The sequence below is a fragment of the Streptomyces sp. SolWspMP-5a-2 genome, from assembly GCF_900091845.1.
GTDB lineage: Bacteria > Actinomycetota > Actinomycetes > Streptomycetales > Streptomycetaceae > Streptomyces > Streptomyces doudnae.
This window is the reverse complement of record NZ_FMCI01000035.1, coordinates 22,598-39,169: the sequence shown is the minus strand read 5'-3', so window position 1 is coordinate 39,169 and position 16,572 is coordinate 22,598. Positions and strand designations below refer to the sequence as shown.

Below are 16,572 nucleotides of genomic sequence, written 5' to 3'. Positions count from 1 at the left end.
GTCATGCAGAACGAAGAAAAGCTCCGCGGCTACCTCAAGAGGGTCACGTCGGAACTGCACCAGGCACGCCAGCGTCTGGTGAAGTACGAGTCGCACCAGCAGGAGCCGGTAGCGGTCGTGGGAATGGGCTGCCGGTTCCCTGGAGACGTGTCGTCCCCGGACGACCTGTGGGAGCTGGTCGCGTCCGGCACGGACGCCATCGCCGGATTCCCCACCGACCGCGGCTGGGACGTCGACGGGCTCTACGACCCTGACCCCGAGGTTCCCGGCAAGTCCACCGTCCGGCACGGCGGTTTCATGCGGGACGTCAGCGGATTCGACACCGAGTTCTTCGGCATCAGTCCGCGTGAGGCCCTCGCCATGGACCCCCAGCAGCGGCTGCTCCTGGAGTGCGCCTGGGAGACCTGCGAGCGCACCGGTATCGACCCGGCCTCCCTGCGCGGCACCCGCACCGGGGTCTTCGCCGGGGTCATCTCCCAGCCCTACGCGCCGCCTTTCCACCAGACCCCGCAGGAGGTGGAGGGTTTCCTGCTGACGGGCAGCACGACGAGTGTCGCGTCGGGGCGCGTGTCGTACGTGCTCGGGCTCGAAGGCCCGGCCATGACCATCGACACCGCCTGCTCCTCCTCCCTGGTCACCATCCACCTCGCCGCCCAGGCCCTGCGCAACGGCGAGTGCGACCTCGCCCTCGCCGGTGGCGTCACGGTGCTGTCCGGTCCCGACGAGTTCGTCGAGTTCAGCAAGCAGCGCGGACTCTCACCCGACGGCCGCTGCAAGCCGTTCTCGGCGGGCGCGGACGGCACGGGCTGGGCCGAGGGGGTCGGCCTGGTCATGCTGGAGCGTCTCTCCGACGCGCAGCGCAACGGCCACACCGTGCTGGCGGTGGTCCGGGGCAGCGCCGTGAACCAGGACGGGGCGAGCAACGGACTCACCGCCCCCAACGGCCCGTCCCAGGAGCGGGTGATCCGGCAGGCCCTCGCCAACGCCGGACTCACTCCCGACCAGGTCGACGCCGTCGAGGCGCACGGCACCGGCACCAAGCTCGGCGACCCCATCGAGGCGCACGCCCTGCTGTCCACCTACGGTCAGGACCGTTCCGCCGAGCAGCCGCTCCACCTGGGCTCCATCAAGTCCAACATCGGGCACACCGCGGCCGCCGCCGGGGTCGCCGGGGTCATCAAGATGATCCTCGCCATGCGGCACGGTGTCCTGCCGCAGTCCCTGCACATCGACGCGCCGACCCCGCACGTCGACTGGAGCACCGGCAGCGTCAGCCTGCTCACCGAGCCCACCCCGTGGCCGACCACGGACCACCCTCGCCGGGCGGCCGTCTCGTCCTTCGGCATCAGCGGCACCAACGCCCACCTCATCCTCGAACAGGCCACCGCCGCACCGGAGTCCGAGCCCACCGCACCGGAGAAGGCCGAGCCGGACAGCGCCGACGAGGTGACGGACGGGCCGGGGGTCTGGCTGGTGTCCGCCAAGTCGGCCGACGCGCTGGCCGATCAGGCGGAACGGCTGCACGCGTTCGCCACCGCCCGCCCGGACGTGGACACCGACGACATCGCGCACGCCCTGGCCACCACCCGCACGGCCTTCGACCACCGGGCCGCCGTCATCGCGCAGGATCGCGCCGAACTCCTCGACGGGCTGGCCGCGTTGCGGGACGGGAAGCCGTCGCCGCATCTGGTCCGCAGCCCCGCCGAGCACCAGCCCCGCGTTCCGGGCAAGGTCGCGTTCGTCTTTCCCGGCCAGGGCTCGCAGTGGCCGGGCATGGGACGCGAACTCCTCGACACCAGCACCGTGTTCCGCACCCACCTGCACGCCTGCGCCGACGCCCTCGCCCCCCACGTCGACTGGTCACTCCTCGACGTCATCCAGGAGCATCCCGACGCGCCGTCCCTCGACCGCATCGATGTGGTGCAGCCCGTTCTCTTCGCGACGATGGTGTCGCTGGCCGCCCTCTGGAAGTCCCACGGCGTCCAGCCCCACGCCGTGATCGGTCACTCCCAGGGCGAGATCGCCGCCGCGCACGTCGCCGGAATCCTCACCCTCGACGACGCCGCACGCATCGTCGCCCTGCGCTCCCAAGCCCTTCGACAGGTCTCCGGACAGGGCGGGATGGTCTCCCTGCCCCTGCCCGCAGACCAGGCCGAAGCGCTCATCGCGCCCTGGAGCGACCGCATCAGCATCGCCGCTCACAACGGCCCCCACACCACCATCGTGTCCGGCGACATCCCCTCCCTCGAACATCTGCTGACCACCTGCGCCGCCCAGAAGATCGACGCCCGCACCGTCCCCTCCGACGTCCCCGGGCACTCCGCCCACCTCGAAAGCGTCCGCGACCGCCTCCTGGACGACCTCCGCGACGTCACCCCCCAGCCGGGCCACACCCCCTTCTACTCCACCGTCACCGGCGCCCTCGTCGAGGACACCCTCACCCTCGACACCGACTACTGGTACCGGAATCTCCGCCAGACCGTCCGCTTCACCGACACCGCTCACACCCTCGTCGCCGACGGACACCACCACCTCATCGAGATCAGCACCCACCCCGTCCTCACCACCAGCATCCAGGACATCCTCGACACCACCGACCACCACGACACCCCCACCCTCACCACCGGCACGCTGCGCCGCCACAAGGGCGACTGGGCACAATTCCTCACCTCCGCCGCCCAGCTCCACACCCACGGCACCACCAGCGTCAACTGGAACGGCCACACCGCGCCGGCGACCAACAAGCCCGTCGACCTGCCCACTTACGCGTTCCAGCACCAGCGCTACTGGCTGAACCACGCTCCCGCGGGCGCGGGCGACGCCTCCGCTTTCGGACTCGACGCGACCGAGCACCCGTTGCTCACCGCGAGCCTCGAACTCCCCGACGACAGCCGCGTGTTCACAGGCACCCTCTCCACCTACCTCCAGCCATGGCTGGCCGACCACGCGATCACCGGCACACCCCTGCTCCCGGGTACCGCCTTCGTGGACCTCGCCCTGCACACCGGCCACCACACCGACCACCCCTACGTCGAGGAACTCGCCCTCCACACACCGCTGTTGCTCAGCACCCGCCCCCTCGACCTCCAGGCCACCCTTTCGCCGCCCGGGGACACCGGCCGCACGCTGACCATCCGCACCCGTCCGCAGAGCAGCAGCCCGGACGACACCACCGCCTGGACCGTGCACGCCACCGGCACCCTCACCACGGCCGGTCCGGCGCACGAGGAGCCCGACCTGACCGTCTGGCCACCGGCCGACGCCACGGTCGTCGACGTGGACGACGCCTATCCGACGCTGGCCGAGCACGGCTACACCTACGGCCCCGTCTTCCAGGGACTCACCGCCGCCTGGCGCGACGACCAGCACATCTACGCGGAGGTCACCCTCGACGAGGAGTCCGGGGTCGGCGCGTTCGACATCCATCCGGCCCTGCTCGACGCGGCCCTGCACACCATCGCTCTCCAGAGGCTCGGCTCCCCCGGCGACTCCGTCTCGGTGCCGTTCTCCTGGACCGGGGTGGAGCTGTACTCGACCGGCGCCCGCCACCTGCGCGTCAAGCTCACCCCGACCGGCGACGACACCGTCCGCATCGACCTCGCCGACACCCTCGGCGCCCCGGTCGCCGTCATCGACGCCCTCACCACCCGCCCGCTGCCAACCGAGCAACTCAGCGACACCGCGAAGACCGTCCGCGACAGCCTCTTCCAGATCGAGTGGACGACCCTGCCCCAGCAGGAGAGCACGTCCGCCCCCTCCACCGCGACGACCTGGGCTGTTCTGGCGGGTGCGGAGGACGACGCGTTCGCGACCCGACTCGTCACCGCCCTCACCGACGACACCGGGGAGAAAGCGGCCCGCTACGACGACCTGGACGGCCTGCTCACCGCCCTCACCGAGGGACAACCCGCGCCCGCCATGGTCATCACCACCTGCACAACCTCCGCCAAGGACGCCTCACCTGCCCACGCCCACGTCCGGGACGTCACCAGCCGCACCCTGCGTCTCCTCCAGCACTGGCTGGACGACGAACGCCTCACCGACACCCAACTCGTCTTCCTCACCCAGCGCGCCAACGCGATCCACGACGGCGAGGACATCACCTCCCTCGCCCAAGCCGCCCTCACCGGCCTCCTGCGCACCGCGCAAGCCGAACACCCCGACCACTTCCGCCTCCTCGACATCGACCACGACCCCACCAGCCTCCACGCCATCCCCCACACCCTCACCACCACCCACGAGCCCCACCTCGCCCTGCGCAACGCCACCGCCTACACCCCCAAGCTCACCCGCACCACCGCGCAACCCACTCTCACCGCACCCGCCACGGACTGGCGGATCGAGCGGACCGGGAACGGCACCCTCGAAAGCCTCAGCCTCGTCCCCCACCCCGACGCCCACCGCCCCCTCAACCCCGGTGAAGTCCGTATCAAGGTCCACGCCGCCGGACTCAACTTCCGCGACGTCGTCATGGCGCTCGGCATGGTCCCCGACGACGGCCACCCCGCCCTCGGCGAAGGCGCCGGCACCATCACCGAAACCGCACCCGACGTCACCCACCTCCACCCCGGCGACCGCGTCATGGGCCTCTTCGGCATCGGCTCCACCGCCATCACCGACCACCGCATGATCACCACCACCCCCCACCACTGGACCCACACCCAAGCCGCCGGAACCCCCGTCGCCTTCCTCACCGCCTACTACGGACTCACCGACCTCGCCCACGCCCGCCCCGGACAGACCCTCCTCGTCCACAGCGCCGCCGGCGGCGTCGGACAAGCCACCCTCCAACTCGCCCGCCACCTCGGCCTCACCACCTACGCCACCGCCCACCCCAGCAAATGGGACACCCTCCGCCACCACGGCATCCCCGACACCCACATCGCCTCCACCCGCACCCTCGAATTCGAGGACAAGTTCCGCACCACCACCCACGGCAACGGCGTCGACATCGTCCTCAACTCCCTCGCCCGCGAATACATCGACGCCAGCCTCCGCCTCATGCCCCACGGCGGACACTTCCTCGAAATGGGCAAAACCGACCTCCGCGACCCCGCCCAGATCGCCACCGACCACCCCGACGTCACCTACCAGGCCTACAACCTGTACCAAGCGAGTCCGGACCGTATCCAGGAGATGCTGGCCGATCTCGGCGCGCTGTTCCACGACGGAACCCTCCGGCCGCTGCCCACCACCGCCTGGGACATCCGTCAGGCTCCGGACGCTTTCCGGTTCCTCAGCCAGGCACGCCACACCGGAAAGATCGTCCTCACCGTCCCACCGGCCACGCCCTTCGACCCGGACGGCACGGTCCTCGTCACCGGCGGCACCGGCACCCTCGGCAGCCTCCTCGCCCGCCACCTCGTCACCCGTCACGGGGCCCGCCATCTGCTCCTGACCAGCCGAAGCGGGCTTCAGGCAGAAGGCGCCGATCAGCTCCGCCAGGAACTGACCGACCTCGGCGCGGACGTCACCGTCAGCGCCTGCGACACCGCCGACGCGGACCAGCTCGCCGCGCTCCTCGCGTCGGTCCCGGACGCGCACCCCCTGACCGCGGTCGTGCACACCGCGGGCATCCTCCAGGACGCCACCCTTCCCAACCTCACCCCGGACCACCTGGACGCCGTGCTGCGTCCGAAGGCGGACGCCGCCTGGAACCTGCACCAGCAGACCCAGCACCTCGACCTCTCCGCCTTCGTCCTCTACTCCTCAGCCGCGGGCACCCTCGGGAACCCCGGTCAGGCCAACTACGCGGCCGCCAACACCTTCCTCGACGCCCTTGCCCAGCACCGCCACACCCACGGCCTGCCCGCCTCCTCCCTCTCCTGGGGACTCTGGGAACAGGCGAGCACCATGAGCAGCCACCTGGACAGCACCGATCACGCGCGCATCAACCGCACCGGGATCACCCCGCTCGCCACCGACGACGCCCTCGCGCTCTTCGACCAGACCCTCACCAGCGCGCAGGCCCACCTCGTCGCGGCCCGTCTCGACCCGACCGTCCTCAAGAGCAATCCGCTGCTCAGCCGACTGAACCAGCGTGCCGCCCGCCGTACCGCGCACACCGCCGCGCAGGGCCAGAGCAGCACGCTCGTCGAGCGCCTCGCCGCTCTGCCCGCCGAGCAGCAGCACTCCGTCCTTCTCGACACCGTCCGCACGCACATCGCGGAGGTCCTGGGCCACACCAGCCCCGCCGCCGTGCAGGACCAGCAGGCGTTCAAGGAGATGGGACTCGACTCCCTCACGGCCGTCGAACTCCGCAACAAGCTCAGCGCCACCACCGGAACCCGGCTCCCCACCACCCTCATCTTCGACCACCCCACCCCCACCGCCCTCGCCACCTACCTCCAGACACACATCCCCACCACCGAGGACGCGGCCTCGCTCTCCGTGCTCGACGAACTGGGCAGGCTGGAGAAGGCACTTGCGACGGCGGCGACGGACAAGCAGCAGCAGGAACAGATCACGACCCGCCTCAACGACCTCGTGCGGCGCTGGAACAGGACTCACCAGGCGTCGGAGGAATCACGCGACGACGATCTGAACTCCGCGACCGACGAAGAACTCTTCGAAGCCTTCGACAACAACTTCGCGTGAACCCTTCACCGTCAACTGAACTCCGTACGAGGTGACACACATGTCGAACGAGGAAAAGCTCCGCGACTACCTGCGCCGTTCGATGGCCGAACTGCGCCAAGCCCAGAAGCGTCTGCGGGAATATGAGGAGGGGAAGCAGGAGCCGATAGCGGTCGTGGGAATGGCCTGCCGGCTGCCGGGGGACGTGTCCTCCCCGGAGGATCTGTGGGAGTTGGTCGCGTCCGGGACGGACGCCATCGTCGACTTCCCCTCCGACCGCGGCTGGGACCTGGAGGGCATCTACGACCCCGATCCGGAGGTGCCGTGGAAGTCGACCGTCCGGCACGGCGGTTTCATGCGGGACGTCAGCGGATTCGACACCGAGTTCTTCGGCATCAGCCCGCGTGAGGCCCTCGCCATGGACCCGCAGCAGCGGCTCATGCTCGAATGCGCCTGGGAGACCTGCGAGCGCACCGGCATCGACCCGGCCTCCCTGCGCGGCACCCGCACCGGGGTGTTCGCGGGTGTCGTCCAGTCCTACGCGCCCCAGATCAGCCGCCCGCCGGAGGAGTTGGAGGGTTTCCTGCTGACGGGCAGCACGGCGAGCGTGGCGTCGGGGCGCGTGTCGTACGTGCTCGGGCTCGAAGGCCCGGCCGTGACGATCGACACCGCCTGCTCCTCCTCCCTGGTCACCATCCACCTCGCGGCCCAGGCCCTGCGCAACGGCGAGTGCGATCTCGCCCTCGCGGGCGGTGTGGCCGTGCTCTCCCACCCGGACGGTTTCGCCGAGTTCAGCAGGCAGCGCGGGCTGGCGGCCGACGGCCGCTGCAAGCCGTTCGCCGCGGCCGCGGACGGCACCGGGTTCTCCGAGGGCGTCGGCCTGGTCATGCTGGAGCGTCTCTCCGACGCCCGGCGCAACGGGCACACCGTCCTCGCCCTGGTGCGCGGCAGCGCGGTCAACCAGGACGGGGCGAGCAACGGACTCACCGCCCCCAACGGCCCGTCCCAGGAGCGGGTGATCCGGCAGGCGCTGGACGCCGCCGGGCTCACCCCCGACCAGGTGGACGCCGTCGAGGCGCACGGCACCGGCACCAAGCTCGGTGACCCCATCGAGGCGCAGGCCCTGCTGGCGACCTACGGTCAGGACCGTTCCGCCGAGCAGCCGCTCCACCTGGGCTCCATCAAGTCCAACATCGGGCACACCGCGGCCGCCGCGGGGGTCGCCGGGGTCATCAAGATGATCCTCGCCATGCGCCACGGTGTCCTGCCGCAGTCCCTGCACATCGACGAGCCCACGCCGCACGTCGACTGGAGCAGCGGGGCCGTCAGTCTCCTGACCGAGCGGACGCCGTGGCCGGTCACGGACCACCCGCGCCGGGCGGCCGTCTCGTCCTTCGGCATCAGCGGCACCAACGCCCACCTCATCCTCGAACAGCCTCCGACGACGCCCGGCGACACCGACGTTCCGGCCGACGCCGACGCCGAGACCGAGACGGACGCCGAGGCCGACACCGTCGTCGGCGGGCCGCATGTCTGGCTGGTGTCGGGCAAGTCGGCGGACGCGCTGACCGAACAGGCCGCGCGGTTGCACGCGTTCGCCGCGGCGCGTCCCGAGGTCGGCACCGGGGACATCGCGCACGCTCTGGCCGCCACGCGTACGGCGTTCGAGCACCGCGCGGCCGTGATCGCGCACGATCGTGCCGAACTCCTGGACGGGCTGAGCGCGTTGCAGGAAGGGCGCCCCTCGCCCCACCTGGTGACCGGTCCCAGCGATCACCGCTCCCGTACGGCGAGCAAGGTCGCGTTCGTCTTCCCGGGGCAGGGCTCGCAGTGGCCGGGCATGGGACGTGAACTCCTCGACACCAGCAGCGTGTTCCGCACCCACCTGCACGCCTGCGCGGATGCCTTGGCGCCGCACGTCGACTGGTCACTCCTGGACGTCATCCAGGAGCATCCCGACGCGCCGTCCCTCGACCGCATCGACGTCGTCCAACCCGTCCTCTTCGCGACGATGGTGTCGCTGGCCGCCCTCTGGAAGTCCCACGGCGTCCAGCCCCACGCCGTGATCGGTCACTCCCAGGGCGAGATCGCCGCCGCGCACATCGCCGGAATCCTCACCCTCGACGACGCCGCCCGCATCGTCGCCCTCCGCTCCCAAGCCCTCCGCCAGATCTCCGGACAAGGCGGCATGGTCTCCCTGCCCCTGCCCGCCGACCAGGCCGAAGCACTCATCGCCCCCTGGAGCGACCGCATCAGCATCGCCGCCCACAACGGCCCCCACACCACCATCGTCTCGGGCGACACCCCCTCCCTCGAACACCTCCTCGCCACCTGCGCCGCCCAGAAGATCGACGCCCGCACCGTCCCCTCCGACGTCCCCGGACACTCCGCCCACCTCGAAAGCGTCCGCGACCGCCTCCTGGACGACCTACGCGACATCACCCCCCAGCCGGGCCACACCCCCTTCTACTCCACCGTCACCGGCGCCCTCGTCGAGGACACCCTCACCCTCGACACCGACTACTGGTACCGGAACCTGCGGCAGACCGTCCGTTTCAGCGACACCGCCCGCACCCTCGTCGCCGACGGGCACCACCACCTCATCGAGATCAGCACCCACCCCGTCCTCACCACGAGCGTCCAGGACATCCTCGACACCACCGACCACCACGACACCCCGACCCTCACCACCGGCACCCTCCGCCGCCACAAGGGCGACTGGAACCAGTTCCTCTCCTCCGCCGCCCTGGTGCACGCGCACGGCACCACGATCGACTGGACGCGGCACACGGTGCCCGTCACCGGCGATCTCGTCGACCTGCCCACCTACCCGTTCCAGCACCAGCCCTTCTGGCTCACCCACACTCCCGCGGGCGCGGGCGACGCCTCCGCGTTCGGGCTCGAAGCCGCCGAGCACCCGTTCCTCACCGCGAGCCTCGAACTCCCGGACGAAAGCCGCGTGTTCACCGGAACGCTGTCCCTCCAGTCCCACCCCTGGCTCGCCGACCACGCCATCACCGGCACCCCGCTCCTCCCCGGAACCGCGTTCGTCGACCTGGCATTGCACACCGGCCACCACACCGGACACCCCCATCTGGAAGAACTGACCCTTCACGCGCCGCTGTTGCTCAGCGGGCCCGCTCTCGACCTCCAGGCGACCCTGGCCCCCGCGCTCGACGGACGACGCGCTCTCACCGTGCGGTCGCGTCCCCGGTCCGCCGCGCCGGACGACACGATCCCCTGGACCGTGCACGCCACGGCCACGCTCACCACGACCGCCCCGGCCCGTGAGACGCCCGACCTGACCGTCTGGCCACCGGCCGGCGCCACGCCCGTCGCCGTGGACAGCGCCTACCCCTTCCTGGCCGAGCACGGCTACACCTACGGCCCCGCCTTCCAGGGCCTCACCGCCGCCTGGCGCGACGACCAGCACACCTACGCGGAGATCGCCCTCCCCGAGACCGGCACCGTCACGGGCGACGCCGGGACCGGTGCCTTCGACATCCACCCCGCGCTCCTCGACGCCGCGCTCCACGCCCTGGGCCTGGACGCGCTGGAGAACGGGGGCGACCGATCCGAGGGGATGCGGCTGCCGTTCTCCTGGTCCGGGGTCGAGCTGTACTCGACCGGCGCCCGTCACCTGCGCGTCCGGCTCACCCCGACCGGCGACGACACCGTCGGTCTGGTTCTGGCGGACGCCGGCGGTGCGCCCGTCGCCACGGTGGACGCCTTCACCACCCGTCCGCTGCCGCCCGAGCAACTGGCGGCGCTGGGCTCGCGCCGGTCGCCGTCGCTGCCGCTGTTCGTGGTGGACTGGACGGCGGTCCCGGTCGCGGCCGGGGCGGCGGCGCCGTCCGTCACCTGGGCGACGCTCACCGGACGGGTCGTCGGCACGGACTCCGGCTTCGGGCAGGTGCCCGTGGCGGAGCTGGGCGCCACCGCCTATCCGGACCTCGCGGCGCTGGGCGCGGCGATCGAGGAGGGTGCCGCGGTGCCCGAGGTGGTGCTGCTCCCCCACGCCTCCGCGACGGACGCCGACAGTCCCGTCGGCGGGGCGCACGCGGCCGTGCGCGCGGTGCTGCCGGTGCTCCAGGAGTGGCTGGCGACGGAGGCGTTCACGGCGTCGCGGCTCGTGGTCGTCACCCGCAACGCGGCCTGGGGGCAGTCCGGCGCGGACACCGCGATCTCGCTGGCGGACACCCCGCTGTGGGGTCTGCTGAGGTCGGCGCAGTCGGAGCACCCCGGCCGGTTCACGCTGCTCGACATCGACGACGCGACGTCGTCCCTCGGCACGCTGACCGCGGCCCTGGCGACGGACGAGCCCCAACTGGCCCTGCGCAACGGGGCCGTGTACGCGGCGCGGCTGAACCGTCTCGACGCGCAGCGGGTGTTGTCGGCCCCCGAGGGCGCGGCGGCCTGGCGGATGGAGCTGGAGGGCGCCGGGACGCTCGACCACCTCACGCTGGCGGCGATGTCCACCGGGGACGTCCCGCTGGCGGCGGGCGAGGTGCGGCTCGCGGTGCGGGCGACCGGCATGAACTTCCGTGACGCCCTCATCGCCCTGGGCATGTACCCGGGCGAGGCGGCCCACCTGGGCAGTGAGGCCGCCGGTGTGGTGACGGGGGTGGGTCCCGGGGTCGCCGAACTGGCGCCCGGTGACCGGGTGATGGGGCTCGTCCCGCACTCCATGGCCTCCGAGGCGGTGACCGACCACCGCATGCTCGTGCGGATGCCCGACGACTGGTCGTTCGTGCAGGGGGCCGCCGTCCCGGTCGTCTTCATGACCGCGTACTACGGCCTCGGCGACCTGGGGCGGCTCGGCGCGGGCGAGAAGGTGCTCGTGCACGCGGCGGCGGGCGGTGTGGGCATGGCCGCGGTGCAACTGGCCAGGCACTGGGGCGCGGAGGTCTTCGCCACGGCCAGTCCGGGCAAGTGGGACGCCCTGCGCGAGATGGGCTTCGACGACGCGCACATCGCCTCCTCCCGCACCTGCGACTTCGAGGAGGCGTTCCTGACGGCCACCGGCGGTCAGGGAGTGGACGTCGTACTCAACTCGCTGGCCCGGGAGTTCGTGGACGCGTCGCTCCGGTTGCTGCCGAGGGGCGGCCGCTTCGTGGACATGGGCAAGACGGACGTCCGTGATCCCGCGGCGGTCGCGGCGGCGCACCCGGGGGCGGTGTACACGAACTTCGACCTGTTCGAGGCCGGTCCCGACCGCATCCAGGAGATCCTGACGGAGTTGCTCGGGCTGTTCGAGGCGGGGGCGCTGCGTCCGCTGCCGGTCACGGCGTGGGACATCCGGCAGGCTCCGGAGGCGTTCCGCTTCCTGAGCCAGGCGCGTCACGTGGGCAAGATGGTGCTGACCGTGCCGCGCGCGCTGGACCCGGACGGGACGGTGCTGATCACCGGTGGCACCGGCACCCTGGGCAGTCTGCTGGCCCGGCACCTGGTGGGTCAGGGGGTCCGGCGGCTGCTGCTCGTCAGCCGCAGCGGGCCGCGCGCGGAGGGCGCCGGGGCGCTGCGCGAGGAGCTGACCGGGCTCGGTGCCGAGGTCACCGTCGCGGCCTGTGACACGGCCGACGCGGGACAGCTCGCCGCGCTGCTCGCCGAGGTGCCCGCGGCGCATCCGCTCACCGCCGTCGTGCACACGGCGGGTGCGGTGGAGGACGCCACGGTGGAGAAGCTCACCCTGGACAGCCTGGACACCGTGCTGCTGCCGAAGGCCGACGCCGCCTGGAACCTGCACACGCAGAGCCGGCACCTGGATCTGGCGGCGTTCGTGCTGTACTCGTCGGCGGCCGGTTCGCTGGGCAGCCCCGGGCAGGCCAACTACGCGGCCGCGAACACGTTCCTGGACGCCCTGGCCCATCACCGCCAGGCGCTCGGGCTGCCGGCCGCCTCCATGGCCTGGGGGTTCTGGGAGCAGGCGAGCAGTCTGACCCAGCACCTCAACACGACCGACCTCAGCCGCATCAACCGCAACGGCATCGCGCCGATGAGCAGCGCCGAGGGGCTGGCCCTGTTCGACGCGGCGCTGGCCTCGGGCCGCGCCGGTCTCGTCACCGCCCGGCTCAACCACGCGGCCTTGCGGGGTTCGGCGGACCGGCTGCCGCCGTTCTTCCAGAACCTCGTGAAGGGCGGACGGCGGGCGCTCGCGGGCGCCGCGGCCGAGAGCGAGGGGCGCGGGGGTCTGACCGAGCGGCTGGCGCCGATGAGCGACCGCCAGCGTGACCAGGTGCTGGTCAACCTGATCCGGGACCAGCTCGCCGCGACGCTCGGGCACACCGATCCGTCGGCGATCGAGACGGACAGCGCCTTCAAGGAGCTGGGCATCGACTCGCTGACGGCGGTGGAGCTGCGCAACAAGCTGAGTGCCAGCACCGGTGTGCGGCTGCCTGCGACGCTCGTCTTCGACCACCCGACGCCCTCGGCGCTGGCCCGGTACCTGCGGGAGCAGCTCGCTCCCGACCTGCCGGAGGCGGAGCCGCCGATGCTGGCGGAGCTGGCCGGTCTGGAGTCGGCGCTCGCGGGGCTGACGGAGGAGCCGGACGAGGAGACCCACGCGCGGATCGCGCTGCGGCTGGAGACCGTCATGACGAAGTGGCGGCAGTTGCGGACGGTGGAGACCGCGCCGGTGCAGGACGTGGCGCGGCGGATGGAGTCGGCCTCGGCCAGCGAGATCCTCGACTTCATCAACAAGGAGCTGCGCGAGAAGCGCTGACCTGGTGACGGTGAAGGGCCCCGGTCGGAGACCGGGGCCCTTCACCGTGCGAGGAGTGCGGGAACTGCGGGACCTGTGGGAACCGCGGGCCTTGCGAGACCTGCGGGAAGTGTGAGGAGTGCGGGGATGCCGGTCAGGGCGCCACCGGCACGTCCTCGGCTGTGGCGGTCCCGTCGGTGACGGCAGACCCGGTGGCGGCGGACCCGGTGGTGGTCGCCCCGGTGGTGGCGGGCTCGGGCGTGGTCGCCGCGGTGGCGGTCGGCTCCGGGGTGTCGGAGCCGAACTCCTCCAGCCGCGTCTTGAGGTCGGTCAGCACGTCGGCCGCCTCCGCGCCGTCGATGACACGGTGGTCGAAGGCGAGGCTGAGGCGCATCATCGGGGCGATGGTGACGGCTCCGTCGCGGACGACCGGACGGTCGGACATCCTGCCGACGCCGAGGGTGACGGTCGTGCCGCCGACCGAGTGGAAGCTGTCCACGGCGCTGTGGCCCAGGGAGGTGACGGCGAAGGTGCCGACCAGTTGCGGCCGGCGGGTGAGGCCGCGGATGCCCGTGCGGAAGACCAGCCGGCCCAGCGGCACGGGCAGCTTGCGCAGCGCCCTGATCTTCGCGAGCTGCGGCATCGTCTCCGGGTCGCCGTCCCGGATGGTCTCGATCTGCCGCTGGATGTCCGCCTGGGCGGCCTCGTGCACGTCGGGCAGCACGGTGGACAGCACCACGCGCCGCCCGTTGACCGTCTTGTCGAAGGTCACCTTGCCGGAGACCCCGGAGAACCTGGCGACCTTGGGGGCGAAGCTGCCCCGGATGGCGGCGTTGGCCTCGGGGTGCCGGGCGAGGACGCGTCCCGCGGCGTGCACGACGTAGGAGACGAGGGAGTAGTGCTGGCCCCCGGCCCGCGCGTCCGCCCGGTGCCGGAGCACGGCCGTCATGTCGACCTCGGTGTCCAGGAAGACCGGGGAGAACGACTTGATGTGGTCGAGGAAGTAGAAGGTGGGCCGCCGTTCGGGGGCGAGGGGCGCGGCGTTCACCGGGCCGCCACCACGAGCTTGTGGAGCCCGGCGAGGCTGGGGGCCTCCAGCATGTCCGGCAGGGAGAGGCTCTTGCCGGTGCGCTGCTCCAGGATGGTGAGCAGCCAGAGCATCTGTACGGAGTCCCAGCCCGGCAGCTCGTCGAAGCTCAGGTCGACGTCGTCGGCCGTGACGGGGAGGCCGAGTTCATCACGCACGATGGAGACGAATTCGTCGATACTAGTCATCACATTCCACCTGTAGGTCCTCGTGGAGCGACACGTGCTCGGGTCGGTCGGGTAGCAGGCGCAGGTCGTGGCGGAAGACGAGCGTGTCCCCGTCCTCCGTCCCGGGGGTGAATCCGTAGCGGGGGTAGAGGTCCCGCACCGCGCCGTTCTTCTTGCTGGGCCGGTAGGTTGCGTACACGGCGCGCAGGCCGTCGGTGCGGGCCTGTTCCAGGACGGCGGCGAGCGCGGTCTGCTCGATGCCGCGGGAGAACACCCGGCAGCTCAGGACGAAGTTGTCGATGTGCAGGGCGTCCTGGTGCCGCCTGGTGAAGACGGCGCCGACGAGTCCGTTGTCGCCGAAGCGGTCGCCGGAGTGGATCGTCAGGACGCGGGTGTCCGGGCCGGCCGCCAGTTCCCGCACCTGGGCCTGCTGGAGGCGGTGCGTGGTCAGGTTGAACTGGTTGGTGCGCAGCGTCAGTTGGGAGACGCGTGGGATCTCGGCGTCCTGGACGGGGGCGAGCCGGACCGTGACCTTGAGTTCGCGCAGGAAGTCCTGGACGGAGTCGAAGCTGTCGAGGAAGTCCTTGCGGACGAGTTCTTCCTGGTAGCGGACGACTCGTTGCTGGTCGTCCGCCGTGAGTTCGGGGGTGTCGAACCAGCCGTCCCGGAGGATCTTCTCGACGTGCAGCGCGGGGTCGCCGTCCACGCGGACGACGGCGACGCCGGGGAGTTCGCTGCGTACCAGGCCGCATTCGAGGGCGCTGTCGTCGACGAAGACGAAGCTGTCCACGCCGAGGTTGAGGGTCTGCGCCAGTTCTTTCAGGTTGTCGTGCTTGGGGCGCCAGTTGGCGATGACGCGGACGAAGTCGTCCTCGCGCAGTTCCGCGTCGTCGCGGTCGCGGAACGCCGCGCGGACCAGGTCGAGTTCGTTCTTGCTGACCACCGCGACGAGGACGCCCTGGGAGCCGATCTGCTTCACGGCGCGCTGGACGCCGTTGAACGCCTCGCCCTTGGGGCTGTCGGAGAGTTCGACGCCCTCGACGCCGTCGTCCCCGAGGACTCCGCCCCACAGGGTGCCGTCGAGGTCGAGGACGAGGCACTTCTTGGTCCTGCCCGCGCTGTGGCGTGCCAGGTGGCCGGTCTCGCGGGCGTAGCGGGCGAGGAGTTCGGCGGAGAGGTGGGCCTTGGCGTAGGTGCTCATGCGGGCGTCGGTGACGGGGATGCCCTCGGCGACCAGCGGGTCGGTGTCGATCACCACGAGGTTCGGTGCCGAGGTCGCCAGGCGCAGCAGGCGGGCGTTGGCCTCGCGCCAGACGGCGCCCAGTTCGCTCCTGGAGCGGTGGTCGACGAGCTGGGCGGTGAACCGGCGGGGCAGCGGGATCGTGTTGAGGACGAGCATGCCGCGGGAGGCGGTGGCGAAGGTGGCCGCGATCCGTTCCAGGGTGCGCAGTTTCTCGTCGAGGACCCGCTGGACGTCGGCGGGCCGCCAGGGGACCGGCACTTCGTCGAAGACGATCATCGGGTCGAGCACGCACAGCGTGAGGTCGGCTCCGTGGCCGTAGAGGTCGCTGTCCGGGTCGAGGAGGTCGAAGACGTAGCTGTCGAAGTCGCTCACGTGGGGGCGCAGGAGGATGCCGTGCCGGGCGAGTTCGCCGGTGAGGGGTGGTACGAGGGTGGAGAGGGTGCCGTGTCCGGTGATGGCGACGGTGACGGCGGGGCGATCGGGGTGGGCCGCGGCGACCGCGTCGGGGTCGAGCCGCGCAAGTTGGTGGCAGGCGCGTGTGAACGCGGGTGGTTCCACCGCGGCGAGGAGTTCGGTGACGCGCGGGTAGCGGGCGACCGCCTCTCCGGTCGAGAACAGGCGCGACAGTTCGTCAGCGGGATCGGGCGTTGAGTCCGAGGGCACGACAGGTTTCACCATTCTCCTCAATACGCCTGCAACGGAGGAAAACCGGTCGTCAACGGTGAGAGGACCCGGGCCTTCCAGCGCGAATATCGTAGGTTTCCGCGCTAACAGGTATCTGTCACAAAGCTTCCAATAG

The 16,572-nt window shown here is 71.4% G+C and carries 4 protein-coding genes and 1 pseudogene; 2 read left to right on the top strand and 3 right to left on the bottom strand.

Features of this window, described 5'->3' with window-relative positions; genetic code table 11:
* Positions 1-3: 3 nt before the first annotated feature.
* Positions 4-6,597: pseudogene (locus tag GA0115242_RS42280) on the top strand (SDR family NAD(P)-dependent oxidoreductase); the annotation flags it as partial.
* A gap of 40 nt (positions 6,598-6,637) precedes the next feature.
* A complete protein-coding gene (locus tag GA0115242_RS02405; protein ID WP_093823970.1) occupies positions 6,638-13,297 on the top strand; it encodes a type I polyketide synthase in 6,660 nt (2,219 codons plus the stop codon).
* A gap of 133 nt (positions 13,298-13,430) precedes the next feature.
* On the opposite strand, the gene GA0115242_RS02400 is transcribed toward GA0115242_RS02405, so the two are convergent.
* Genes GA0115242_RS02400 through GA0115242_RS02390 form a run of 3 tightly spaced genes read right to left on the bottom strand, consistent with a single transcriptional unit; the run spans position 13,431 to position 16,436 of the window.
* Entirely contained in the window at positions 13,431-14,324 is an 894-nt protein-coding gene (locus GA0115242_RS02400) for a 2-oxo acid dehydrogenase subunit E2 (protein WP_256089354.1), read from the bottom strand.
* Complete coding sequence (locus GA0115242_RS02395) at positions 14,321-14,551, bottom strand: acyl carrier protein (protein ID WP_093823968.1); 231 nt, start codon at positions 14,549-14,551, stop codon at positions 14,321-14,323. Before GA0115242_RS02395 ends, GA0115242_RS02400 begins: the two co-directional genes overlap by 4 nt.
* Entirely contained in the window at positions 14,544-16,436 is a 1,893-nt protein-coding gene (locus GA0115242_RS02390; RefSeq protein WP_256089353.1) for an HAD-IIIC family phosphatase, read from the bottom strand. The genes GA0115242_RS02395 and GA0115242_RS02390 overlap by 8 nt, the downstream gene beginning before the upstream one ends.
* Positions 16,437-16,572 lie beyond the last annotated feature (136 nt).

Coding starts and splice junctions, on each gene's coding strand:
- GA0115242_RS02395 (WP_093823968.1), bottom strand. CDS start 14,551: ATGACTAGTATCGACGAATTCGTCTCCATCGTGCGTGATGAACTCGGC.
- GA0115242_RS02405 (WP_093823970.1), top strand. CDS start 6,638: ATGTCGAACGAGGAAAAGCTCCGCGACTACCTGCGCCGTTCGATGGCC.